Genomic DNA, 23,659 nt, shown 5'->3' on the forward strand with positions numbered 1-23,659 from the left:
AGCATTATTCTACTTTCATCATACGGTAGCCCACACCAATATGTGTTTGGATATATTGTGGAGACTCCTCTGTTGGCTCAAGTTTTTTTCGTAATGTCGCCATAAATACCCGCAGCGAAGCTACATCGTTATCCCAACTGCGGCCCCAGATATTCTGCGTGATAAAGGTATGGGTCAGTACCTTGCCAACATTCTTTGACAGCAAGCACAACAGCTTATATTCAATGGGTGTCAGGTGAAGTTCGTTTTTATCCAGATAAGCGCATCCTGCGGCATAATCCACTTTCAACTTACCATCAATAAATACAGAACTGGCGGTGAACATCTCTGCCGTCATCAGAGAGAGTCTTCGCTGCGTCACTCGAAGTCGTGCCAGCAATTCTTCTACCGAAAAGGGCTTTGTCAAATAATCGTCCGCTCCTGCATCCAGCGCCTTGATTTTATCGTTATCCTCGCTTCGAGCGCTTATTACAATAATCGGAACATTGGACCAAGAGCGAACCGTTTGAATGACTTGAACGCCATCCATATCCGGCAAGCCCAAATCCAGTAAGATGATTTCAGGATTGTGCGAAGTGGCCTCCATAATTGCTGCTGAGCCATTAGGTGCTACCACATAACGATAATCATTTGTTTTTAAAGTGGTCGTAATGAGATTTCGTACAGACGGGTCATCCTCAACCACTAATATCAAAGGTTTATTCATTAAGTTCTACCTCCCCTGCAGGTAATGTAAATTTAAAAACAGTGCCATTTGGCTGACGGTCTGATACGGAAATCGTTCCGCCGTGGGCGGTCACAATGGACTTACAAAGGGACAGCCCCAATCCAAGGCTTCTGCAGCTGTCGACCACTTTATTGGTACCACTGTAAAACATATCAAAAATACGGGGTTTTTGCTCATCAGGAATCCCAGGGCCGTTGTCAGAAACGGAAACCGTGACCAATTGCCCTTTTTGATCGGTGTCTATTTCAATTACTGAACCGACAGGGGTATATTTGATGGCGTTGTCAACCAAATTGATAATCACCTGAACGATCAACTTCGCATCAATGCGGGCAAGGATAAAGTCTTTACCGCTGGTCACGCGAATGGTGTGTTCTTTACTCTTCCTGTTGATGTGCTTCAGTGCTTCAGAAACAACCTCATCCATAAGTTCGATACTCCGAGTTAGATTGACCGGTCTGCCCTCAATCCGTGTGACTGCCAACAAATTTTCAACCAGATTGATTAGCCACATGGAATCGTCATAAATATCAGTAAAGGTCTGCTCCCGCAGTGCATCGTCCATCTTTTTATAATTTGCAAGCAAATTGTCTGCACTGCCGGAAATTGCTGTCAAAGGTGTCCGAAGATCATGGGAGATTGCCCTCAGCAGGTTGGCACGAAGTTGTTCATTTTGTGCCAGGACAGCCGATTCCTCCTTGTCCTTGGTATTTTTGATGTTTTCCAGTGCCAATGCACACTCGCCAAGAATGGAAAGAAGCACACTGTTTTCAAAAGAGTCCAGCGGAGTACCGTTCTCAGCAATACCAGCTACCCCATATACATGCTGGTTAACCCGAATCGCAAGGTATAGACACTTTGCACTGGATAATGTATCGGTCGTTGCTCCTGCGTGTTTGTTATTTCGGAAGACCCAATCGGCGACTGCTTTCTCATTCTCAGAAATTAAACTCTCTTGAGAACTATTAACAGTACGAAAAACGTTTGGGGTGGCAAGTCCTTTACCATCAGACAGGTAGACGACGATATCTTTTTTCAACAGCTTCATGAGTTGCCCTGCCGTAACGGTGATTACCGCTTTATCCTCCTGTTCTTTTTGCAAAAGCTGACTGGTTTCAAAGAGAATCTTTGTGCGGTAAGCTGTATGGGCAGATTGCTTTGCATTTTCCTTCAGCCGGCTAGCAAGAGAACCTGAAAGCAGCGTTACCATAAACATAATGGCAAAGGTAACAAAATAGTTCGGATCGTTAAAATGAAATGTCAGTCTCGGAGTAGTAAAGAAAAAATTAAAGGCCAACACGCTGACAACCGAAGTCAGAATCCCGCACAGGCGGTTGGTTGTGATAACGGCGGTCACAAGTACACCCAATATGTAGACCGCGACAATATTGCTTTCCGTGAATCCAAGGGCGTCAAAACCACAACCAATCAATGTAGCTGCTAGCAATACGAGTATACTTTTCAGAACATCCCGCAGGGATATTGTTTCTACCTGTGCCCTTTTCTTTTTTTCTGATAACCGGAACCTATGCTAGCGTCTGGGATCACATGAATATCTAAATTCGGTGCACTGAAAATCAGACGCTCCGTCAAGGTGGGTTTGCTGAAAATCTTTTTTCGTAGAATGGTACTTCGTCCAATTACGATTTTAGAAGTGCCGGAAAGACGGGCAAATTCCGCAATTTGATAAGGCACGTCATCGCCATAAGTTGTCTCAATCGTAGCACCAAGTTGTTGTGCCAGCCGTTTATTGTACTGCAACCGTTTTTTATCCTCGTCGTTCATCGTTGCTGTGTTAGGTGTTTCCACATAAAGGGCGGTAAATGTTCCTCGGAAGGCTCTTGCCATTCTGGCAGCAGTCCGAATGATTTTTGCGTTGGATGGCGACGAGGAAAGACAAGCCAGAATGCGCTCGTCTGTATGGTAATCGCCTCGGCTCTGTACTCTGGCGCTTTCCGTCAGCAGATTTACCCGGTCAGCACACCGACGGAGGGCAATCTCACGCAATGCAGTCAGGTTTTCAAGTGTGAAGAAATTAACAGTAGCCCGCTGTGCCTGATCTTTCTGGTACACATTTCCACTTGCCAGTCGTTCCAGCAACTCCGCAGGCTCAATATCCACTAGTTCCACCTGGTCTGCCTGATCGAAAGTAGAATCCGGAATGCGCTCCCGTACCAATATTCCGGTGATTGATGCCACAGTATCGTTGAGACTTTCAATATGCTGGACATTCACAGTTGTATACACGTCAATGCCGGCGCTTAGCAGTTCCTGGACATCCTGATACCGCTTTGTATGGCGGCTGCCTTCTGCATTGGTGTGGGCATACTCATCCACCAGGATGAGCTGAGGTTTCCTCTTTAATGCGGCGTCAATATCAAATTCACGAAGCATCATTCCCTCATAGGCAACTTGCTTCACCGGGAGCTGCTCCAAGCCGTCCAAAAGTGCCGCTGTCTGAGGTCGGGCATGGGGTTCTATGTATCCAGCAACCACATCAATGCCGCGCTCCTTAGCTTGGTGAGCCGCCTGAAGCATGGTATAGGTCTTTCCGACACCTGCTGCATAACCAAAAAAGATTTTGAGTTTTCCACTTTCATTAGTGGTTATATCGTTACGGATCGCACGAAGGAGCTGATCCGGATCTTGTTTTGGTAGTTCCATTTTAACCCTTCTATCTGTCACTCAAGTAAAGACGATTCTTTTACAGAATACCGTCCAACATCAGATTGACTTTCAGCACATTGACAGTCTCTTCACCAAAGATACCAAAGAATCGTCCGTCGGTGCAGTTTTGGATAATCTCACGCACTTCATCTTCGGTCATATCATTTGCTTTTGCAATGCGGGTTACCTGATACTCCGCTGCTGCCGGGGAAATATGGGGATCAAGCCCACTGCCGGAACAGGTGACAAGATCCACTGGAACAGCTGTTTCGTCCATTTCAGGGTTTGCATTGCGGAGCTTTTCTACACGCTCTGCCACAAGCTGTGCATATTCCTGACTTGCCGGAGAGATGTTGGAGGGAGCGGCGTACATCAGTGCCTTTCCGTTTTTATCCGTATAGGTTGAAACATCAATATTTATGATGCGCCCCCACATATGGGCCTCATCTGTATATTGCTGCCCAAGTAATTCACAGCCATATTTTTTCCCGTTTACTTCAATGATACTTCCGTTGGCATTGTCCGGAAAAATTAGCTGAGCAATTCCTGTGACAACACCCGTATAGACTACGCCGCACAGCAGCGTAAAGATTAAAAAAATCATACCTGCCTTTGGTAGTACACTTTTCATTAATTTCATAATATATACCCCCTTAACCGAAGATGGTGAGAAAAATTTTCTGAAGTAATTCCGGTTCCCATATGGTGAAACGCAGCGTAATCACACATAGGACAGCTAAGGTCATTCCAAGAATTACTTCAAAATACGAGATTGTTTTCTTTGTTATCGCATTCATATTTTACATCCTCCTTATACCAGAGCCGTAAGCACAAGCAGAACATCAATCAGCTTCACAAAGACAAAGGGAGCTGCCAGACCGCCCAGACCATAAATCAGCAGGTTCCGTGACAGCAGCTTTCCGGCGGAAACTTCACGGTATTTCACACCTTTCAGTGCCAATGGAATGAGCGCAATAATGATGAGTGCATTATAAATAATCGCAGAGAGAACAGCACTTTGCGGGGAATGCAGCCCCATAATATTCAAAGCAGACAGGCCTGGATAAAGTCCCATAAACAGCGCTGGAATAATGGCAAAGTATTTTGCCACATCGTTGGCAATAGAGAATGTAGTCAGACTGCCTCGTGTCATCAAAAGCTGTTTGCCGATGCGCACAATGTCGATAAGCTTTGTGGGCGAAGAATCTAAATCCACCATGTTGCCTGCTTCTTTTGCTGCCTGTGTGCCGCTGTTCATGGCAACTGCAACGTCTGCTTGTGCCAAAGCCGGGGCGTCGTTGGTGCCGTCGCCTGTCATGGCAACCAAATGACCCTTTGCCTGAAAATCGCGAATCATTGCCAGTTTTCCTTCCGGTGTTGCTTCCGCAAGGAAGTCATCCACACCGGCCTCGGCAGCAATGGCCGCAGCAGTAATTGGATTGTCGCCGGTGATCATAATGGTCTTGATGCCCATTTTTCGTAGATCTGCAAATTTCTCCTTCACGCCCTGCTTAATAATATCCTTCAGATAGATGACGCCGAGAATCTTGTGGTTCTTAGCTACAACCAGAGGTGTGCCGCCCTTGGACGCAATAGACTTGACAACTCGATCACAGTCCGGAGAATGCATACCGCCCGCATGGGTTACATAACTTTGCATGGCGTCTGCTGCGCCTTTTCGGATTTCGTTGCCGTCAAAGTCGACGCCGCTCATACGGGTTACGGCAGTAAATGGGATAAAGTGCATATTCTTGTCCTGAAGGCTTCTGCCACGAATTCCAAACTCTTTCTTTGCCAGCACAACAACGCTTCTGCCCTCAGGGGTTTCATCGGCCAGAGAAGAAAGCTGAGCCGCGTCCGCCAATTCCCGAATATCTACACCATCTACCGGAATGAACTCTGATGCCTGTCGATTGCCCAGAGTGATTGTTCCGGTTTTATCAAGCATCAGAATGTCTACATCACCGGCGGCTTCAATGGCACGTCCACTCATGGCCAGAACATTTGCCTGGTTCAGTCGGGACATACCGGCAATACCAATGGCGGAAAGCAAGGCACCAATGGTAGTAGGCGCAAGGCACACCAACAGCGCTACCAGAGTTGTTACAGAGGTGGGATTCTCAATTCCCGCCAGCTTTGCAGAAAAAATGGAGTACGTATAGAGGGAGACTGTCACCAAAATGAAGATGATGGACAAGGCTACCAGAAAAATCTGCAAAGCAATTTCGTTAGGCGTCTTTTTCCGGGCAGCACCTTCTACCATCGCAATCATCTTGTCCAGAAAGCTTTCTCCAGCTTCATTGGTCACTCTGACAACAATCCAGTCCGACAGTACAGTGGTGCCGCCGGTGACGGCACTGCGGTCGCCGCCTGCCTCACGAATTACAGGAGCGGATTCGCCAGTGATAGCGCTTTCATCCACAGATGCCGCACCTTCCACGACTTCGCCGTCTGCCGGAATCTGCTCTCCTGCTTTGACAATCACCAGTTCCCCCTTTTTCAGCAGGGCGGATAGAACCACGGTCACACTGTCCTTCTGCGATACAGAGGGAATTTTATATGCGTCCACATCCTTACGGGATGCCCGTAGAGACTCTGCCTGTGCTTTGCCTCGGCCTTCTGCAATGGCCTCGGCAAAGTTGGCAAATAGCACGGTAAACCAAAGGATAACGGCAATCGCCAGTGTATATCCGCTTGGAGCGTCTTTTAACCCAAACAGGGACACCAGCCAAAGGATGCTGGTCAAAATCGCAGACACAAAAACCAGAAACATGACCGGGTTTTTTGCCTGTGTTTTCGGACTTAATTTTACAAAAGAATCTTTAACTGCCCTGCCTAGCATTTTCCGGTTGGCAAAAGCACTTTTCTGTTTTGTACTCATATCTGTAAATCTCCTTTACGCAATGCTGCCAAAGAACTCAGCAAGTGGACCAAGGGCAAGTGCCGGGAAGAAGCTCAGTGCACCGATCAGAAATACCACAACAATCAGCAGGAAAACAAACATTCCATTTGTGGTAGACAAGGTACCCGCAGTCGTGGCGATTTTCTTTTTCCCGGCCAGGCTACCTGCGATTGCAAGTGTGCCGATGATGGGCAGGAACCGGGCAAAGAGCATCACCAGTCCCAGGCTTACATTTAGAAATACGGTATTCGCATTGAAACCGGCAAAAGCAGAGCCGTTATTGCCACCACAGGATGAGTAGGCGTACAGCATTTCAGAGAAACCGTGGGCGCCGCTGTTATTCAGGCTATCCATGACAGAGGGTACTACAGCGGCAAGGCCACTGCCGACCAGAATTGCAATGGGCGTTGCAAGGCAAACCAGTACCGACCATTTCATCTCATAAGGCTCAATTTTCTTGCCAAGGAATTCCGGAGTACGGCCTACCATCAGACCAGCAATAAACACCGCCAGAATGGCAAAGGCAAGCATACCGTAAAGGCCGCATCCCACGCCGCCGAAAATAACCTCACCAAGCTGCATCAGCAGCATAGTCACCATACCGCCAAGAGGCGTGTAGCTGTCATGCATGGAGTTTACAGAGCCGTTGGAGGCTGCTGTGGTGAAGGCTGCCCAGGTAGAGGATGCCGCAATGCCGAAGCGGGTCTCCTTGCCTTCCATATTGCCGCCAGCCTGTTCTATCATAGAGGTATTGACTGTACCATTTTGTGCAAGCTGAGATGTACCGACCTGCTCACTGACAGCGATGCAACCCAAGGCAACAACCAGACAGAGGAACATTGCCATAAAGATTGCGATACCTTGCTTCTTGTTCTTTACCGCAAAGCCGAATGTGAAGCACAGGGCCGCCGGAATTAGAAGAAGGGAAATCATTTCAATCAGATTGGTAAAGGCATTGGGGTTTTCCAAAGGATGTGCAGAGTTGACGCCCATGTAGCCGCCGCCGTTGGTGCCGGTCTGCTTGATTGCGACCTGACTGGCTGCAGGACCCATTGGTACGAACTGCTCGGTGACGATCTGTGCATCCGAAAAGATTTTGCCATCTACAGTGACGGTTTTGGTGTCTAAGTCAATTACTGCATCCTTAAGGATTTCACCTTTTGCACTGACAGCAATCGGTTCTACAAGAGATACGGTTTCTGAAATTTTCAGATTCTGGATTACACCACCGCCTACCAGCAACAGAGAAATGACCAGATTCAGTGGGAGCAGGATGTGAACCACAATGCGGGTCAAGTCCACCCAAAAGCTCCCTAACCCGGTGGATTTCACCTTGATAAAGCCACGGATCAAAGCAAACAGAACGGCGATACCTGTGGCTGCGGAAACAAAGTTCTGAACAGTCAGACCTAAAGCCTGAGTGAGATAACTCAATGTAGATTCACCGGAATATGCCTGCCAGTTTGTATTGGTAATGAAACTTGCAGAAGTATTAAATGCCAAATCCCATTTCACACCGGAAAGATGTTGCGGGTTTCCGGGAAGAACGCCCTGTAAAAGTTGGAGCAGGAACAGAAAAACAAGTCCAACACCGGAAAAAAGCAATACGCTTACCGCATATTTTTTCCATGTCATCTGTTCTGCTTTATCTACACGCATAATCCTGTAAACAAGGTTTTCACACGGTGTCAGAATTTTGGACAAAAAAGTTTTCTCGCCATTCATAACTTTGCTTATGTATGCGCCCAACGGAATTGCCAAAACAATCAGAATGGCAAGGTATAAAACATACTGAATTATGGTGCTCATGCCTGCTCATCTCCCTTCATTAAAATATAGACATACCACAGCAGCATTGCTGCCGCACATACACCTATGAGTGCAATTAGTATTTGCATAAGATTCATCCTCCTTTTTTGATACTTCAAGTATCATAAAGCCTTTCATCTAAAAGTGGCATTAGTCATCTTTTGTGGATATAAAGATAAAATAAAGATTATAACCAACCTAAAATATATGTCATCGGAAAGGCGATAACGATTGTACTGATACAGACACACGCCAAAACCAGTAATGGCATTCCAACAAAGATGGAGATGAAGCCAAATAGCGGATGATGCCAAATAAAGCGTTTCGCTTTTGCGTCAAATCTCTGTTCAAATCTTCTCGCTGCATTTATAATGCTCATAATTGTTCACCTCATTTCTTTCTTGCAAAGTCATAATGCCACTAAAAGTATTAAGAGGGAAAAAGTGTCCTGCAATCGAAATTAAGATTGTATAAGTTTTTATAAGATGAATTGCAAATAATATTGCGACACCTAAACCAAACTAAGTTCGTGCATAAATAAATCAAATGGAGTTTGATATTCTAGACATTTTCTATGTCTGGTATTAAGCTCCATTAAGTTTTTAATCAGCTCATTATTATTAAATATGCTCATAAAGTCTTTAACATAAATTCTGTTAGGCTTTCCCTGTCCTTGTCTTTTCTTTTCAATCAGTCCTATCCCTGATTTAATATCAAGTTCAGCTATTAATTTATTTGCTTTTTCACTTGCACAATTAAATTGCTCTTTTATACTTTCAATTGTGTAGTAAATAAAAACCTTTCCGTCTTCATCTATCCATCCATTTTTATATGAAAGACCCATTCGATTAAGCATATATGAATACAAACCTTTAGCTTCGATAGAAATGCTCTCGAAAATCTTATCTTCCATTAATACCATAGGTAACCTAATGAAGTTATACATCTCAGATTGCCTATTATAAAAATAATCAAAATTCATCCTTACCTCCTTTCTGTGAAATAAAAAAGACGACAGAATTTTTGATTTTCTATCGTCTGAGATTTACATATTAAATTTTCATCGCAAAATAAGACTCTTTAAAGAATCCTTAGTTTTATTGGTATGCTATTTACAATACCCATTGTTAAAATGGATACTCTAAGCAGCACACCAACTATTTATTTTTTGAGTTTTAAACTTTGGTAGAAGTCTTGAACTCCTTGTATTTACATAACTATTTTCCTCTATCACTATTATGACACGAAACCCACAGGCGGGGTCTATTCCGACACTGTATTTGATACAATTTAACGCTGGTGCGTAAGTCATGTGTTTAACCTCGAAATCCCTTGATTTACAGGGATTTTCGCCTTTCTGCGGAGCTTCCTTTGATGCTTTTCGTGGCAGTTTTTGTATGAGTTTTTGCTTTTATATATCTCTTTCCATCATACCTGTTTCCGATTTTCGTACCCCTCGGAGAGCAATCGTTAAAAAGTGTCAGTAATCGTTAAAAAGTATCGGGAATCGTTAAAATGTTCAGATTGCTCATCAACTTGCCAAGAATTCAACAACGAACGCCTGAACGACAGCTGCGATTGGTATCAATAAAAATGGCACGAACAAAAAATGCTCCGCAAGAGCCAAGTGCTTCATCCAATTCTTAAATTCATAGTCCTTGTGGCCCTCTGTGCCGGGAATAACAATTTTGCTCTTATATTTTCCTTGAAATAACAGACAATCTAACAGCAAAAAATCTCCTGCATTTAAGATGCTCCACTGAATATAGCTCATCCAAAACAAGTTCCAAAAACCAATAATTGGGGAATGCATAAGGCTCGCAACCGAATAAACAAAACATATCCCAACGAGGCCGATAGTGAATATGAGATTTATCTTTTTCTCTTGCTTTGTCATGGGTAAAGGAGCTGCCTTTTGAATGGCTTTTGGATAAGAGTCCAAAAACCATCTTGGATTGATCAGTGCCAAGCTTGCGACAGCCCCATTAAAAATAGCAGCGATAGCTACCCCATCCAGTATTGCTCGAAGGATATCCATAAACCCATATTCTCCTTAATCCACACATCCTTTTACAAAAGCCATATAGGCCACTGTGTTTTGTGTCATTTCTTCGCAGTGTCCATAGCCTTGCCAGATTTTTAATATTTCCTTGGGATAATGTTTCTTGATGCTTCTTCTTGCATGTCCGACATTCAGATTCTTATCCCCATAAGAAAAGATGGTATCTTGCTGCGTATCCTCCGATAAATGTGGCAAGCGGATATGTCCGCAATCATAAACAATATTTTTGATACTCTGCTTGTCCATCGTAACAAGCGTATCAAACAGCATGTTCGCATAGATCCCATAGCGTTTGGCGACCTTATCAATCAGCGGTTTTGGATCTTGCCGCGCCTTCTTTTGTTTGCTCAGAAACACATGCTCCAGCATTTTTGATAGAAGTCCGGCTTGTTCACAAAAGCTGGTCCCTTCAAAGAACAGTTTTTGAAAGTGTAGGCTTTGATCTTGGAGCAGTTCAAAAAGAACGCCGCCGCCCAATGAAGCGCCAAAGGCAAGTTTTATGGTGCAGAGATCATGCTCTTTTAAGTAATGGGCAAGCGTGGCTGCTTCCTCAGCTGTACTTACATAAGGATCGTCTTTTGCCTCTCCATGTCCGGAAAGGTCGGGCACAATATAGAGATACTCACATCCCAGCTCTTTTGCCATGCTATCCATCATCATTTTGCCGGAAAAATTCATCGGATGGATGAGGAGGATAACTTCTCGCTTGTTCTGATAGATGTCATGAATCACCATGATCACACCTCCTTGAAATCGCTCCCTTTGCCCATGGTGCCATTGATTTTTCTGGCCACTAAAAAACACTCTGGCCAAGGACTGGCCGGTAGAAGTTCGCATTGCAGGAGTTCAAAATCGTTTTGGCAGATAAATGCTTTAAATTCTGCAAGTTTCCAGCTGTGAAAAACATGAAATCCGATTCTTTTCATCAGCCACAGCTTGAGTCGATGGATCTTTTCTTCAGCGACAAAGGTGGGTGCGATAAGTAAGCCATCTGTTTTAAGAATGCGATGAATTTCTTCTAAGGCCTTTTTTGGCTTTGGCATAATGTGCAGCGTATTAGCTATAAGCACAACATCAAAGCGATTGCTGTCAAAGGAAAGTGCTGTCGCATCTTCCACGCAAAAGCAAAGATTTGAAGACTTTTCTCTTTTCTTTGCCTCTGCAATCATGCGTTCTGAGAAATCTGTAGCAAGCCATGTTTTTGCCTTTGGCGCAAGCGGAAGGCTAAGCTGTCCAGTGCCACATCCCAGCTCCAGCACAGATTGCTCATCCGACAAATGTGCTTCGATTTTCTTGATTAATGTCTCATAGAGTTGTTTGTTTCCTTTTTCCTGTATTCGCGTATAGAGCTTGGCAATGCGATCCCAGAAGCTTTTATTATCCCGATTTTCTTTTTGTTTCATGATTTAAGTTCCCTTATTGAACCCACACACATAAGCCCGCCAAGACAGCAGAGCCCACAAGTATAGCGATGACATGGATGAGGTGATCTTTTTTGTTGTAGCCAAAAAGCTGCGGGCCCAACAAGGCTTTGACTTCCGGATAAAAATGCGGAAAGAACGTAGACCTACAAAGCAAAAACCAATCAAAGAAGAAAATATCAAAGACTTTCAGCAAAAGCATCATCACGGCAAAGCGTATATAAAACTGCAGGAAGGTAAAGCCATTCTTGATACCGTCTACTGCACCGACAATAACAGCTCCCGCCATACAAAGCATTGCCAGCAGGGCTAAGCTCCAGCCGAGGATATGCTGTCCGCGAAAACGTTCTGGTTTTTCCTCGACGGCTTCATAAACGGCTTTGGGTGCTGATGTAAAAAACTTCTTGTCCTGGATAAAACCTACGCCCGCCAATAAAAGTAAGAAAAGCCCTGCCATCATAATCGAGGATAGGAAAAGCGTCAGAATCATTGTTTACCTCCATACTGTGCAGCTTCCGGCAAAAAACCACCCTGCGCATCCTCTTCGGTGTCATCGCTTTCGTCGTAGCTGTCATAGGGCGCCGCAGGATTAACGGGCTTTTGTTTGCAAAAAGCATTACACGCTTTATCGGTATGACGAAAGACAAAGTCGAAGTCGCGGCTGTAACCGGTATGTCCGGTAATGAACATCGGACGCACGTTTCGTTCTTCAAGTTTTGCCTTCAAAGCGGCAAGAGAGCGAATGGCGAGCTTGTTGTTTTCCGCCAAGGCATTGATAAAGCTATAGCCGCCGTCGTAGCCAAGCCAGATGGTATCGCCCAAAAAGAGATAGGCATTATCAATCAGATAGACCAGATGTCCCCAAGTGTGCCCCGGCACTAAGAAAGCCTCTATGCGGATGTCGCCGATCTGAAAGACTTCGCCGTCTTTCAGCAGCGTTTTTTCGTTTTTAATCATGACCTGCGGCAGCTTGTAGAGGCCAAAGATCACCTTGCGGCGCACCTCACCCGTCAAATAACGATTTTCAATTTCTCCGATGTAGAGATGGGCATGTCTGAAAAGACCGTCGCTGTCCTCTTCCACCGCACCGACATGATCGGTATCCTGATGGGTGATAAGAATATCTTTGATCTTGGCCGGGTCCAGATCCAGCCATTTCATCTTCTCTTTCAAGCGCGGATAGTTGTAGCCGGCATCAAGCATGATGGTCTCATTGCCTTTTGTGTAAAAGAAGATATTGGCGGCATACTCCCGCACGCAGCGCACATGCTCATCAATCCGGCCCGTGTTGATCGGCTTGAAGATGCCTTTGCCACGGTAGCCTCTTGACATGATTTTTAATTGAAATTCTGTAGCTTTCTTAGACATAACGATTGTTCCTTTGTTTATCTCCAATCAACAATCAGCGAGCATGGATAACATCATCATTCATAATCTGCAGCGCCTCTTGCTCCAGCTTGTAGGCTTCATAGCGTTTCTGATTCGCCGCAAGCGCCAGCTCGTTGATGTTCGCCTGCACCGCGGCGTCTTTAAGAAAAGGCACACAGATGTTTCTCACATGGTTATCGTCGATCTCATCTACGACAGAGCCATAGGTGTAGCGAGTAATCAGTTCATGTCCGTAATCTGAAGCAAGGAAAATATAGAGGTATCCGGCAATCTTTTTTGATGCTGGGACAACTCGAATAATATGATCACTCGGTATCCAATGTTCCCAGTGTCTTGGAGCTATAGCTACTTTACCTATAGTTCCACTACGCGTAATAAGTGTAGTATTGGTGTGTATTTCAAGACTCTCTAATATTTTTTTGGAATATTTTGCAACAGATATATATTTTTTCGTAGCTGGATCCAACTCATTAATCTGTTTACCACCTATCAATACTCTGCCATGCCCTTCTTCCACGTACACACGCTTAAAACGTCCGGGGAGAATGACCTCCTTGCTGATTCTGGGATCTCCAATCGTTGTTACTTCCGCCGCCTGTGATTGAAGCTGTTCGATGATTTTGTTGACGATCGGCACGTGATAAGAGGCGTCGAAACGTCGGTCGCTTCGGCTGATTTTGACACTGAAAGTTTCAACAGGTGCTGTACTTGTTTTCAATTCCTCCAGAGGCGGCAATTTCAAGGCTTCAATCAGAAGTCTTGTCGCTTCATCGATGAGTTCATTACTTTCATCTCGCAAGGCATAGGAACGTACCACAAGGTCATTGATACGCTGCTTGAGGATGGCCGGTGCGTTTGGAATACGCATATTTGATAAATGTTCCGGTTCCAGATGTGTGATCACGGAACCATAGCCATTTGTTTTTAGCAACAAATTGCCGATTTTGGATTTCAAAAAAGCATAGACATATCCCAAATCATATTCTTGCTTAAAGGTGATACGAATAACGTCATCAGAAAAAACCATTCCTTCTGTTGTTTGCGAGACATAGGCAATCGTACCGATTGTTCCACTTCTTGTAAGGAGCAAGGTCTTAAGCTTTAGTTTTAGTTCATCAATATCGCAATTCGTTAATTTTGAGATATGTTTTTCTGCTCGCGGATAAATCTCTGTCATTTGTGAGGGGAGATAAAACGGTACGCCATGATTGTTATCACAATAAATTCTTTTGAACCGCCCTGGATAAAAAGCATCCTTTATTAAACCGTCTGTTCCAGAAAGAGAAACAAGCGGATATTTTCCTTCTTTCAGTAACGATCGGGCTTGCTTTGCTTCCACATCAAAAGAACTAGCATCAAGGCGTTTTCCTCGAGCAAAAATATCCTTCAATGAAACAGAGCACCACTTGAGAGGATCATCTTTAACCAGCGGAATTTCAGGAAGCTCTATATGTTCTTGTCTCGCCAGATTTCCGTTTACCATGACAAGCCCTCCTGTACTTTCCACTGTGCAAAAAGGGCTGGGACGCTGGTCGTCTGGTCATCGATCACCTTATGGCGACGCTCTTCTGAGACGGTTTTTGTTCCATCACTGGTTTCATCTAAACGAATAACGGTATCTGCACCTGGAGCAAGGATCTCGTTTCCTTCAAAATCCCGCTTAAAGAGAGGATTGCCACGCTTGTCGTGACCGATTTTTTCAACCATGGCCATAAAGATGTTATAGTCTGCCATCTGTCCGGATTTTTCTTCCGTGTCCTTTTGTTGCGCTGTCTTCTTTTGTAAGAAAAGAACAGAGGTCTGCGTTCCGTTTCGCGGTTGGAAGGTATCCGCATGCAAATCAATGCTGGCAATGATGCGATGATTTTGGATTAGCCATTCTCGGATATATCCAAGTCCGGGAGAGCCGAGGATAGAATCCGGCAGCACGATACCCATGCGACCGCCCGACTTTAAGAACTGTGTGCAGCGCTCGATGAATAATATCTCCGGAGGAACAGACGATTGCAGGCGTTCGGTCATCGTCCAAATGTTATTTTTCTTATCCTGCTGCCAGATATGAGCCAGCTCAAACTGCTCCAGAATGGCTTTATCCTTAATGGGGATCTTGCTGCCAAAAGGTGGATTCGTCACAATCACGTCAAAGTATCCGATGGTTGAGTAATTGCGCAAATCCGATTTTTTGATATTTAAAGCGTCGCTGAGACGCGTCCTGAAATCATCCGACCATTCGTGCGGCGGAAGCAGCGAATTGCTCTGCAGAATATTGCCGCTGCCATCGTTATTCATGACCATGTTCATCTTGGTGGCTTTAACAAGATCCGGGTTGATATCGAAGCCAAAGTAGTCATGCTGGGCCATTTCAGAGATGCGCTCTTGGAACAAGCGAAGAGAGTCACTATCCCACTCAGCTTTTTCTTTTCCGATTGATTTTGCAAACTCCCTCTCCAGCTCTGCCATAACGTGTGTCATCGCCGTAACCAAAAAACCACCTGTGCCGCACGAGCTATCTAAGCCCACGCCACCATCCGGGAATCTTTACATAGTCAGCAGTCCCCTCTATTATGACTTTAGCAAGCTTCCTTTTACCCTTGTAATCAAAGGTCCTATATAAGATGGTAACCCAGGCAGTAATTAATAGGAGTATAAGGCATCCTATCCCTAGGATAAGTCCCCAGATGATCCTTTGCCTTCCTTGAAGAATGAGGTCACTTGTACCAAATAAGATGAATAAAACAAGACATACTAGACTTTCACCAATCTTAGCCTCCAACAATCTTTTAGGAACCCAGTTTTTGTAGTCAGGTTTTGTACTCTTATCAAAAGGATTGTATTCCCCATCCTTATGAAAGGGATTTCTCTTACCGAAGGTTGCACTCTTATCGTTGTGTTTAAAAATCTTTTCCGAATAAGGATGTATTCCGCTATGTCCGGTACAAACATATTCTAAGTTATAATCTTTTAATCTATCTCTTAGTTTAACTAAAGATTCTTTATTCTTCTTTTGATCTTGAGTGAAAAAATCAAAAAATGCATAACCGCCATTTTCATTTATGGCAAGGCAATCTCCGGAAATTAAAATCTTATTATCGACTATATAGACAGTATGGCCTACCGTATGACCGGGAACAGGAATGGCTTCCACCTTTATTCCGTCAATCTCAAAAATTGAAATATCTTTAATAGAAGTCCATCCATCAGCGATTTTCACACAGTTATGGAATATTCCCTTTCTGCGAATTTCTCTTGTCATATATTTCTCTTCATCAGCACCCATGTAGACATGAGCATTTGGAAAAATATTTTTGCCTGTTATATCAATTCCGCCGGCGTGATCAACATCTAAATGAGTTAAAAATATATGCTCAACATTATCAGGATTTATTTTTATTTTCTTAAATTCATTATCTATATTGGCGTAATTTATGTGTCCACTATCAAAAGCAATAGTTCTACCATTTTTCGTATATAACCACAAATTGACGTCATACTCTCTAATAGCACTTATTCCATCGCACAAAATACCGGTATCTTCCGGCTTGCAGTAAAATTTTCCACGCATGCTAATAGGTTTTATTTTGTCATCAAAAAAATATAAAAGTTTCATAGCATCTCTCCTGAAAATTTTTAGATTAGTGGTTTGTTTTCCATAAGCATATCTGCTTAACACTTTTCCAGTAAAACATTCTTTGCATTCTCTTCTGTAATTTTTTATCTTCTGCAAGAATGTTCAAAAATGCGTAGCCCCCGTCCGCCCCAAACCAAATCGTATCTCCTGTAAATAAATATTAGCAGCATATTCTCTAATACAGCTTACTCTCTCATCAATATATCCTGTATTTAAAGGCTTAAATATTTCTTTACCACGAAACAGAAAAGACATGACCTTTTCTTGGATTTTAGATGCTAATTTTGACATAAATCCTTACCACATACTCCTTCCCTGATCGAGCTCCAATCTACCCCGGACCCGTCAAAAACTATCTTGCCCTTGGAAAGCTCGATAACCCTGTCAGCTTCCAGGATTGTGGACAGCCTATGGGCTACCGTAATAAAAGTTCTCCCCTTCTTGATTTCCTTCAAGGCCCTGTGGAGTTTTTGCTCATTTTCAGAATCAAGATTTGACACGGCCTCATCCATAATAAGAACCTTGCTATTTTTTACCAAGGCCCGGCATATACCCAGGCGCTGCCTCTCACCGCCTGAAAAGCTGAATCCACCTTCAGCTGTCTCACTGTAATAACCTTTTGGGAGCTTTTCAATAAAATCGGCCGCCAAGGCGGATTCAGCCGCCTTTTTCACCTCTTCCTCGCTCGCATCAGGCCTTCCCAGACGGAGATTATCAATAAGTGGCCAACTAAAAAGCCTGCAATCCTGGGCTACCAAGGCTACTTGACCCCTGATTTCTTCCCCTTCCATGCTTCTTAGGTTCTTCCCCCTATAATAGATATCCCCCTTATCAGGGTCATAAAAACGTAGAAGAAGATTAATTAATGTGCTCTTTCCTGCTCCTGAAGGCCCGACTATTGCGATATCCTCTCCCTCATTTATGTCAAAACTTATCCCATCCAGGACAGGCTTACCCTTTTTATATGAAAAGGAAAGATCGTGTATTGAAAAGACGGCCTTGTAATCAAGGCTTGCTGAACTTTTCCGGGTCTCTCCAAGCGGTGACTTTTGGTCTAAGATCCTGCAGATCCTGTCTGCTGAGGCCAGGACTGAATTGAGCGAGAAAGCTGTTGATGACACTCCCAAGACCGGGATAAATATATTTAAAACCATCACTATGAATACGGAAATATATTCCCTACCCAAATTTCCTCCCAGATATAGTTTGTGGGCCATGATAATAAAGGAGATGGCAAAGCCCGAAACCAGGAGGTTTATGAGTATGTTTTGCAGGCCGGTATAAAATCCGTCCTTGATTTCAAGCCGGTTTAGGGATAAAGTATCCTTTTCAAGGCGCCTAATATACTTTTTCTCCCTATTAAAGATCAGTATTTCCCTCAGTCCCTGGATTATATCAAGGGCCATGGCATTGTTGTCCCCCCGCCTCTTCCTAAGACTATTGGCTATTTTCCCCTTGGTCTTTGAGAAGATGTAAGGCACAAGGGCAATCAGGAGGGCGCAGAAAAGGCTGATTGAAGCATATAGGATGGAAAATTTTGCAAAAATCAAAAAGAAGACCAGGGTACTTATAAAGGCAATAATATAGTCCCCCATAACATGGGCGAAAAAGATCTCCAGAGCCTCAGCATCCTCCATAATTATGGTGCTTAAATCCCCACTTTGAAATTCCAAGCCGTTCAAAGGACAGGCCCCCTCAACAGAATCATAAAGATCTCTCCTAATATTTTCCAAGATCTTATAGGCCAAAATATGGGTGACCAACATGTGTAAATATGTAAAAAGACCCTGAGCCACACATAGGCAGATGAGGTGGGGAAAATACTTCAGTATGGCGGCAGGCTGACTTCCCACAAAAGCCTTCCCGACCAAAAGAGCCCCAAGGAGCAAGGTCATAAGCATAAATACCTGCTTGGCAACCCCACAAAAAATTGTTGTAAAAAAGGTCCCCTTAAACTTCCAAGCATAGGCCGAAAGTCTTAAAAGGTTTTTGTATTTTTCTTTAAAAGTATCTTTTCTCTTCATCTCCGTCTCCGTCCCCGTCTCCGTAAAGCTTGTTCTTTTCAGCATATTCCTGGGCCTCAAAAAGCCGCCTGTAGTAGCTGTCCCTTGCTATAAGGTCTTTATGCCTGCCCTCTTCCCGGATAATTCCGTCCTGCATAACATAGATCCAATCCGCTTCCTCTATTGTTGATAGGCGGTGGGCAATGGTAATGCTTGTCTTTCCCTTAAGTTTTCATTTATTTCCTTCTCATTCTCCACGTCAACACTTGAGCTTGCCTCATCAAAGATTATTACAGGTGCATCCTTCAATATGGCCCTGGCTATGGCGATTCTCTGGCATTGGCCGCCTGAAAAATTAACTCCCTTCTCTCCGACCGGGCTCCGGTAACCCAGGGGCAGACCGGCAATAAAGTCATGGATTCTGGCCGTTTTTGCCGCCCTCACCATGTCCGCTTCTGTGGCATGAGGATTGGCTAAAAGGAGATTTTCCATAATGGTCCCATGGAAGAGATAGGTCTCCTGCGAGACAACTGAAAAAATATTCCTAAGATCCGTAAGGGGGATTTCCCTTATGTCCTGTCCGCCTATTTTTATGGCACCCCCTTCAGTATCGTAAAAGCGCAATAAGAGCCTGGCTATGGTAGTCTTGCCGCTTCCCGACTCACCGGCAAAAGCTATTCTTTCCCCTTCCTTTATATGAAAATCTAAATTTTCAAAAAGTCTTGTTTTTGATCCCGGATATGAAAAATTCACATTCTCAAAATCTATATCGAACCTCTCAGCTTTAAAAGATAAAGAGGCTTGCCCTTCCGATTTTGCCGGGTCTTTAAGGGGCTCTTTCCGATCAAGAATTTCAAAGAGGCCATCACAGGATGTAATCCCCATAAAGCCCTGGTGGAAATACATGCTTAACTCCTGCTGGGGCCTAAAAAGCTCTGCTAAAAGGAAGAACAGGCTTGCCATCTGTCCCAAGCTTATGGTCCCCTTGGCTGCCAAATAGGCCGCCAGGGCTAAGCTTAGATTTTTCCCAATGGCTATGCAAAAATCGGCCAAGCCGGTCTCAATAAGGCTGATTTTCAGGCTTTGCATAGTTTTTTCAAAGAGCTTATACATTTTCCCCTTTAACTTGTTGCCCACCCTCTTTGAGGCATTAAAGGCCTTTAAAGTCATCATGCCTTGAACGCTCTCGACAAATTCCGCACTCAAGTCTGTATAGGCGGTCCAGTGTTCCTCACTGAAATTGGTGATTTTGTATAAAAAGAAATATGGCATGTATATGGCACTGATTGAGCCGGCCAAGGCTATCCCCCCTATTAGATAATTAACCCTGAAAATGTATATGGAAATAGCCCCCACCAATAGGATAACCGTCAATATCTGTGGGATATATAAACTTATATAGCCTTCTAAGTAGTCTATCCCGGCCATGGCCTGGGACTGGACTTCCCCGCTCCTTTCATCAAGGAGGTAGGCGGGTCCAAGCCTCATAAGTTTTTTAAAGCAGCGCTTACGGAGGCGGTTTTTAACTTGGCCTATTATCCACTTGGCATACATGTTGGTCAGGATAATCAGGACCAGCCGTATAAATATAAGGAAGATAATCTGTAAGGCCTTCCACTTCATCTCATCAAGGCTAGATGACATGTAGACCATCTGTATAATCTGACCGAATAGGAGGGCTTGGAATATATATGTCAGGCTTATGCATACTGAAAGTAGGCTTTTGCCCAAGATAAAGATTTCCACCCCCTTAATTAATTCCCTTAATCTTTTATGTATTAGCATCCTAAAAACCTCTTCTAAATCATTTCTTCTAATCTTCCGTCTTGCATCCGCATCATCCGGTCACAGAACTGCTTTGCTAATGGAAGGTCATGGCTTATAAATAAATAGGTCAAGTCCTTCTCCTCTCTTAAATGGTAAAGGAGTCGGATAATTGCTGCCTGGTTTATCAGGTCCAACATTGAGGTTATTTCGTCCAAAATAAGTATCTGTGCCCGGGATAGGAGCGTTCTGGCAATGGCAAAACGCTGGAGCTGACCTCCGGAAAATTCGGACGGATATGAATCCAGCCTCCCATATAACTGCGACATCTCAACAAGTTCCAATACTTCTCTGATCTGGGCTTCCGGATCTTCTTCCTTGTATTCCGGGTGGACTAAAAAAACCTCCCTTAAGCTGGACCCTATAGCTAGGGCCGGATCGAAAGAGCTTGTTGCCGATTGAGATATTAGTCCCAGTGAGGGCCCTCTCCTCCCTCTTATAGGTTCTCCCTCATAGAGGATTTCCCCGCTGTAGTTTATAAGTCCCAGTATGCAGGCTGCCAATGTTGTTTTCCCACATCCGGATCCGCCCATGATACCAAGGACCTCACCCTTAAAAATTTCTAAATTCAAATCATTTAAAACCTTATGCCTATCCTTTTTAAAAATACTCATATTATAAGAACAGCTGAGTTTTTTTATCTCCATCAGGGGTTTTTGTCCATGCCTTTTCGGTCGCATTTTCGGTAAAATTTGATTTGATCTCGGATCCGACTCCTTGATTTTCTTCATATATGAAGATTTTGGATTCATGAGGATATCTGTTGCAGGCCCGGATTCCACAATCTTACCGTCTTGAATAACCAAGCAATTCTCGCAGATTCTTTCTATGAAAACCATGTCATGGGTTAGGACAAGGACACCAATCCCCCTGTCCTTTGACAAGATCTTAATCATGTCAATTAAAAGATTCCTGCTTTCGGGATCAAGCCCCCTTGTCGGCTCATCGAAAATTACAAGATCTACGCCCTGCCCAAGTGACAAGGCTGTCATAAATCTTTGGGCCATTCCCCCGCTCAATTCAAAGGGGAAGCTGTCCAGGATCCTCTTATCTTTAAGGCCAAAGAGACTGAGCCTCTCAATCTGCCCCTCTTCCCCCCTGCCCATTGTTAAGTCCAGCAATTTCCTGTTTTTCAGAAGTGGATTTAAGGCTGTTTCCGGATTCTGAAAGGCCATTCCCATCTTCCTTCCGCGAATCTTCTGCATTTCTTTCGCTTCTAATTCCAGCAGGCTTAGACTGCCCAGCATAATTTTTCCCTCAGTTACCAAACCCCGGGGCAACATGCCCATTATGGCCTTGGCAATCATGGTTTTTCCGCTACCTGTTTCCCCGGTTATGGCCAGGACCTGACCCCTGTTTATGGAAAATGATATATCTTTTAAAATCACCTTTTCCCCATCTGTGCTACTTGTCCTAACCCCCAAATCTTCTACGGAAAGAATGGGCTTATCAAAGGGAGAAATATTCGTCATAGATTCAGTCATATAAAAGCCCTCCCCTTGAATAATAATTTCTTACCAAGTCCCCCAGGCTGCTTATCCACCAGATTATTAAGAATTGAAAGAGACCGGGCAAAAGGCAGGCCCAGGGAGCTATACTTATGTACTTGAAATTCTCCGCCAAAAGTAGGCCTATTTCAGATTCGGGAGCCTGGATCCCATAGCCTAAAAACGAGAAGCCTGAAATTGATAGGATTATATGCCCCAGCATAAGCGGCATTATGGGCAGCAAATTAAGGACGGATTCCCTGACCAGGTGATAGCGGCTAATATGCCAAAATCCCGCCCCCATCAACTTAAGTTGGACTATGTAATTCTCCTCCATCAATCCTTTGACAAGGGCTCGAACAATTTTTGCATGGCTGAAGGTCATGGCAAATGATGTCAGAAAAATTAGAATGAGGATCTGGGCCTTGCTTATGGAAGCTAGATATATGGCCAATATCAGAGTTGGAAAGCTGAAAATAAAGTTGCAGACATGGTAGAAGATTCGGTCGGCCCTGCCGCCGACATAGGCAAAAAATATCCCCATCGGAATCCCCAAGCCAAAGGCCAGGGACCAAGAAAAAATCGCCAGCAAAAAGGCATTCATAAAGCCCCTGACAGTTCTCATAAAAACATCCCGGCCAAAGAGGTCGGTCCCAAATACATGTTTAAGGGAAGGCGCCTTAAGCTGGCCTTCCGGCCACATGGCATTGGGGTCCGGGCCTAAAATGTATGCATAAATTGCAAAAATTATTAAAAGCCCAAGAAGTAAGGCTATTGAGATCCTTATTTTTTTCTTTATGCCTTCTTTTTGGGCCATAAGAGCCTCCTGTCTATAATGGGATAAATAATCTCTGCTACAAGATTACAAATACATACGGCCAAACAGAAAAATAGGGTGCATGCCGCCATTAGAGAATAGTCTTTTATATATACAGCTTTTAAAAAAAGCTGGCCCAGACCCGGTATTGAAAATATTTTTTCTATAAGCAGGCTGCCCATTAGCATAAAAGAGAGGTCTATGGCGCTGACCGAAACAATTGTGGGCAGGGCATTTGGTAGGATGTGCTTCCAAAGTATGTTTGCTCTTGAAATCCCCATGGCTTGAGCACAGGATATGAATTCCTCCTGTCCGATCCTTATAACGCGGTCGCGTAGAAGGACGGCCAAATTGCTGGCAAAAAGCAGGCCCATCAAAACTCCGGGCAAGATAAATGAAATGGGCCCGCTAAAATATAGGACCGGTAGGGCCGGTATAAATTTGCTGACTGTGTAAATCACAAGGCCGGCAATCCAAAATTGTGGCAGCGACAGGCTGATTGTGGCCCATAAACGGCTGATCCTGTCTATGGTACCCTCGGGACTCAAACCCGAGGAAAATCCCAGAAAAACACCTGTTGTTATATAGCATATAAAAGCTATTGACACCAGACTGATAGTATTTGCAGCATGCCTACAAACCACATCATAAACAGGTTCTGAATATAGGATGCTGTATCCCATATCTCCCTTTATTAATTTGGTGGTCCAGTTCTTATAGGCCCCAATAATATTTGTCTTGATGCCTACACGGTCTGAAAAATTCGCAATATCCTTCGCTGAAAACTGGTCCCTGCCTGATTTTGTCTCCAGGAGACGTTTTGATGCGTCCCCTGGCGAAAAATAAACCATGGTAAAACAGAGTAAAGATATAAGAAATATCATTGGTACAAAGCCCAGTATTTTACGAATAATAATTGACAT

22 protein-coding genes and 1 pseudogene are annotated in these 23,659 nt (G+C 44.0%); all 23 read right to left on the reverse strand.

Features of this window, described 5'->3' with window-relative positions; genetic code table 11:
• Positions 1-4 precede the first annotated feature (4 nt).
• The 23 genes and pseudogenes from BN98_RS06065 to BN98_RS06160 all read right to left on the reverse strand — a co-directional run bounded on the left by BN98_RS06065 (position 5) and on the right by BN98_RS06160 (position 23,659).
• Positions 5-706, reverse strand: coding sequence for a response regulator (locus BN98_RS06065; protein ID WP_019190573.1), 702 nt, complete (start codon positions 704-706; stop codon positions 5-7).
• Positions 699-3,391 (reverse strand): annotated as a pseudogene (locus tag BN98_RS06070) (ATP-binding protein). Before BN98_RS06070 ends, BN98_RS06065 begins: the two are co-directional and overlap by 8 nt.
• 40 nt (positions 3,392-3,431) lie before the next feature.
• The gene (gene kdpC, locus BN98_RS06075) at positions 3,432-4,034 is read right to left on the reverse strand and encodes a potassium-transporting ATPase subunit KdpC (protein WP_019190574.1); all 603 of its coding nucleotides are present in this window, start codon (positions 4,032-4,034) and stop codon (positions 3,432-3,434) included.
• A 13-nt stretch (positions 4,035-4,047) separates the two neighbouring features.
• Positions 4,048-4,191, reverse strand: a complete 144-nt coding sequence (locus BN98_RS08320; protein ID WP_019190575.1) for a hypothetical protein — start codon at positions 4,189-4,191, stop codon at positions 4,048-4,050.
• A 14-nt stretch (positions 4,192-4,205) separates the two neighbouring features.
• On the reverse strand, positions 4,206-6,275 hold the full coding sequence (gene kdpB, locus BN98_RS06080) for a potassium-transporting ATPase subunit KdpB (protein WP_019190576.1): 2,070 nt from the start codon (positions 6,273-6,275) through the stop codon (positions 4,206-4,208).
• Positions 6,276-6,290: 15 nt separating this feature from the next.
• Positions 6,291-8,105, reverse strand: coding sequence for a potassium-transporting ATPase subunit KdpA (gene kdpA / locus BN98_RS06085; RefSeq protein ID WP_019190577.1), 1,815 nt, complete (start codon positions 8,103-8,105; stop codon positions 6,291-6,293).
• A 187-nt stretch (positions 8,106-8,292) separates the two neighbouring features.
• A complete protein-coding gene (locus BN98_RS08210) occupies positions 8,293-8,484 on the reverse strand; it encodes a hypothetical protein (RefSeq protein WP_084765325.1) in 192 nt (63 codons plus the stop codon).
• A gap of 132 nt (positions 8,485-8,616) precedes the next feature.
• Positions 8,617-9,087, reverse strand: coding sequence for a replication initiator protein A (locus BN98_RS06090; RefSeq protein WP_019190579.1), 471 nt, complete (start codon positions 9,085-9,087; stop codon positions 8,617-8,619).
• A gap of 549 nt (positions 9,088-9,636) precedes the next feature.
• A complete protein-coding gene (locus BN98_RS06095) occupies positions 9,637-10,143 on the reverse strand; it encodes a hypothetical protein (protein ID WP_019190580.1) in 507 nt (168 codons plus the stop codon).
• A 15-nt stretch (positions 10,144-10,158) separates the two neighbouring features.
• Positions 10,159-10,902: an alpha/beta hydrolase gene (locus BN98_RS06100; RefSeq protein WP_019190581.1), complete on the reverse strand. Its 744-nt coding sequence runs from the start codon at positions 10,900-10,902 to the stop codon at positions 10,159-10,161.
• A gap of 2 nt (positions 10,903-10,904) precedes the next feature.
• Positions 10,905-11,570 carry a class I SAM-dependent methyltransferase gene (locus BN98_RS06105; RefSeq protein ID WP_019190582.1) on the reverse strand — a complete coding sequence of 222 codons (666 nt, stop codon included), beginning with the start codon at positions 11,568-11,570 and terminating at the stop codon, positions 10,905-10,907.
• Positions 11,571-11,583: 13 nt separating this feature from the next.
• A complete protein-coding gene (locus tag BN98_RS06110; RefSeq protein WP_019190583.1) occupies positions 11,584-12,078 on the reverse strand; it encodes a hypothetical protein in 495 nt (164 codons plus the stop codon).
• Complete coding sequence (locus BN98_RS06115) at positions 12,075-12,956, reverse strand: MBL fold metallo-hydrolase (protein ID WP_019190584.1); 882 nt, start codon at positions 12,954-12,956, stop codon at positions 12,075-12,077. Before BN98_RS06115 ends, BN98_RS06110 begins: the two co-directional genes overlap by 4 nt.
• Before the next feature lie 34 nt (positions 12,957-12,990).
• On the reverse strand, positions 12,991-14,460 hold the full coding sequence (locus BN98_RS06120; RefSeq protein ID WP_019190585.1) for a restriction endonuclease subunit S domain-containing protein: 1,470 nt from the start codon (positions 14,458-14,460) through the stop codon (positions 12,991-12,993).
• Positions 14,454-15,461, reverse strand: coding sequence for an HsdM family class I SAM-dependent methyltransferase (locus tag BN98_RS06125; protein WP_019190586.1), 1,008 nt, complete (start codon positions 15,459-15,461; stop codon positions 14,454-14,456). The genes BN98_RS06120 and BN98_RS06125 overlap by 7 nt, the downstream gene beginning before the upstream one ends.
• A 22-nt stretch (positions 15,462-15,483) precedes the next feature.
• Complete coding sequence (locus BN98_RS06130; RefSeq protein ID WP_019190587.1) at positions 15,484-16,584, reverse strand: MBL fold metallo-hydrolase; 1,101 nt, start codon at positions 16,582-16,584, stop codon at positions 15,484-15,486.
• A gap of 123 nt (positions 16,585-16,707) precedes the next feature.
• Positions 16,708-16,896 carry a hypothetical protein gene (locus tag BN98_RS06135; protein ID WP_019190588.1) on the reverse strand — a complete coding sequence of 63 codons (189 nt, stop codon included), beginning with the start codon at positions 16,894-16,896 and terminating at the stop codon, positions 16,708-16,710.
• Complete coding sequence (locus BN98_RS06140; protein ID WP_019190589.1) at positions 16,884-18,629, reverse strand: ABC transporter ATP-binding protein; 1,746 nt, start codon at positions 18,627-18,629, stop codon at positions 16,884-16,886. Before BN98_RS06140 ends, BN98_RS06135 begins: the two co-directional genes overlap by 13 nt.
• Complete coding sequence (locus BN98_RS08330; protein ID WP_019190590.1) at positions 18,607-18,765, reverse strand: ABC transporter ATP-binding protein/permease; 159 nt, start codon at positions 18,763-18,765, stop codon at positions 18,607-18,609. The genes BN98_RS06140 and BN98_RS08330 overlap by 23 nt, the downstream gene beginning before the upstream one ends.
• A 23-nt stretch (positions 18,766-18,788) precedes the next feature.
• Positions 18,789-20,393 carry an ABC transporter ATP-binding protein gene (locus BN98_RS06145; RefSeq protein WP_052332326.1) on the reverse strand — a complete coding sequence of 535 codons (1,605 nt, stop codon included), beginning with the start codon at positions 20,391-20,393 and terminating at the stop codon, positions 18,789-18,791.
• 14 nt (positions 20,394-20,407) lie between these two features.
• The gene (locus tag BN98_RS06150) at positions 20,408-21,916 is read right to left on the reverse strand and encodes an ABC transporter ATP-binding protein (protein ID WP_019190591.1); all 1,509 of its coding nucleotides are present in this window, start codon (positions 21,914-21,916) and stop codon (positions 20,408-20,410) included.
• Complete coding sequence (locus tag BN98_RS06155; protein WP_019190592.1) at positions 21,909-22,736, reverse strand: ABC transporter permease; 828 nt, start codon at positions 22,734-22,736, stop codon at positions 21,909-21,911. Before BN98_RS06155 ends, BN98_RS06150 begins: the two co-directional genes overlap by 8 nt.
• Complete coding sequence (locus tag BN98_RS06160; protein ID WP_242826684.1) at positions 22,715-23,659, reverse strand: ABC transporter permease; 945 nt, start codon at positions 23,657-23,659, stop codon at positions 22,715-22,717. The genes BN98_RS06155 and BN98_RS06160 overlap by 22 nt, the downstream gene beginning before the upstream one ends.

Source organism: Levyella massiliensis (genome assembly GCF_000308275.2).
Taxonomy (GTDB): Bacteria; Bacillota; Clostridia; order Tissierellales; family Peptoniphilaceae; genus Murdochiella; species Murdochiella massiliensis_A.

Coding starts and splice junctions, on each gene's coding strand:
- kdpA (WP_019190577.1), bottom strand. CDS start 8,105: ATGAGCACCATAATTCAGTATGTTTTATACCTTGCCATTCTGATTGTT.
- BN98_RS08320 (WP_019190575.1), bottom strand. CDS start 4,191: ATGAATGCGATAACAAAGAAAACAATCTCGTATTTTGAAGTAATTCTT.
- BN98_RS06065 (WP_019190573.1), bottom strand. CDS start 706: ATGAATAAACCTTTGATATTAGTGGTTGAGGATGACCCGTCTGTACGA.
- BN98_RS06130 (WP_019190587.1), bottom strand. CDS start 16,584: ATGAAACTTTTATATTTTTTTGATGACAAAATAAAACCTATTAGCATG.
- kdpB (WP_019190576.1), bottom strand. CDS start 6,275: ATGAGTACAAAACAGAAAAGTGCTTTTGCCAACCGGAAAATGCTAGGC.
- BN98_RS06155 (WP_019190592.1), bottom strand. CDS start 22,736: ATGGCCCAAAAAGAAGGCATAAAGAAAAAAATAAGGATCTCAATAGCC.
- BN98_RS06105 (WP_019190582.1), bottom strand. CDS start 11,570: ATGAAACAAAAAGAAAATCGGGATAATAAAAGCTTCTGGGATCGCATT.
- BN98_RS06120 (WP_019190585.1), bottom strand. CDS start 14,460: ATGGTAAACGGAAATCTGGCGAGACAAGAACATATAGAGCTTCCTGAA.
- BN98_RS06160 (WP_242826684.1), bottom strand. CDS start 23,659: ATGTCAATTATTATTCGTAAAATACTGGGCTTTGTACCAATGATATTT.
- BN98_RS06115 (WP_019190584.1), bottom strand. CDS start 12,956: ATGTCTAAGAAAGCTACAGAATTTCAATTAAAAATCATGTCAAGAGGC.
- BN98_RS08330 (WP_019190590.1), bottom strand. CDS start 18,765: ATGCAGGACGGAATTATCCGGGAAGAGGGCAGGCATAAAGACCTTATA.
- BN98_RS06150 (WP_019190591.1), bottom strand. CDS start 21,916: ATGACTGAATCTATGACGAATATTTCTCCCTTTGATAAGCCCATTCTT.
- kdpC (WP_019190574.1), bottom strand. CDS start 4,034: ATGAAATTAATGAAAAGTGTACTACCAAAGGCAGGTATGATTTTTTTA.
- BN98_RS06090 (WP_019190579.1), bottom strand. CDS start 9,087: ATGAATTTTGATTATTTTTATAATAGGCAATCTGAGATGTATAACTTC.
- BN98_RS06145 (WP_052332326.1), bottom strand. CDS start 20,393: ATGCTAATACATAAAAGATTAAGGGAATTAATTAAGGGGGTGGAAATC.
- BN98_RS06095 (WP_019190580.1), bottom strand. CDS start 10,143: ATGGATATCCTTCGAGCAATACTGGATGGGGTAGCTATCGCTGCTATT.
- BN98_RS08210 (WP_084765325.1), bottom strand. CDS start 8,484: ATGAGCATTATAAATGCAGCGAGAAGATTTGAACAGAGATTTGACGCA.
- BN98_RS06140 (WP_019190589.1), bottom strand. CDS start 18,629: ATGAAGAGAAAAGATACTTTTAAAGAAAAATACAAAAACCTTTTAAGA.
- BN98_RS06110 (WP_019190583.1), bottom strand. CDS start 12,078: ATGATTCTGACGCTTTTCCTATCCTCGATTATGATGGCAGGGCTTTTC.
- BN98_RS06135 (WP_019190588.1), bottom strand. CDS start 16,896: ATGTCAAAATTAGCATCTAAAATCCAAGAAAAGGTCATGTCTTTTCTG.
- BN98_RS06100 (WP_019190581.1), bottom strand. CDS start 10,902: ATGGTGATTCATGACATCTATCAGAACAAGCGAGAAGTTATCCTCCTC.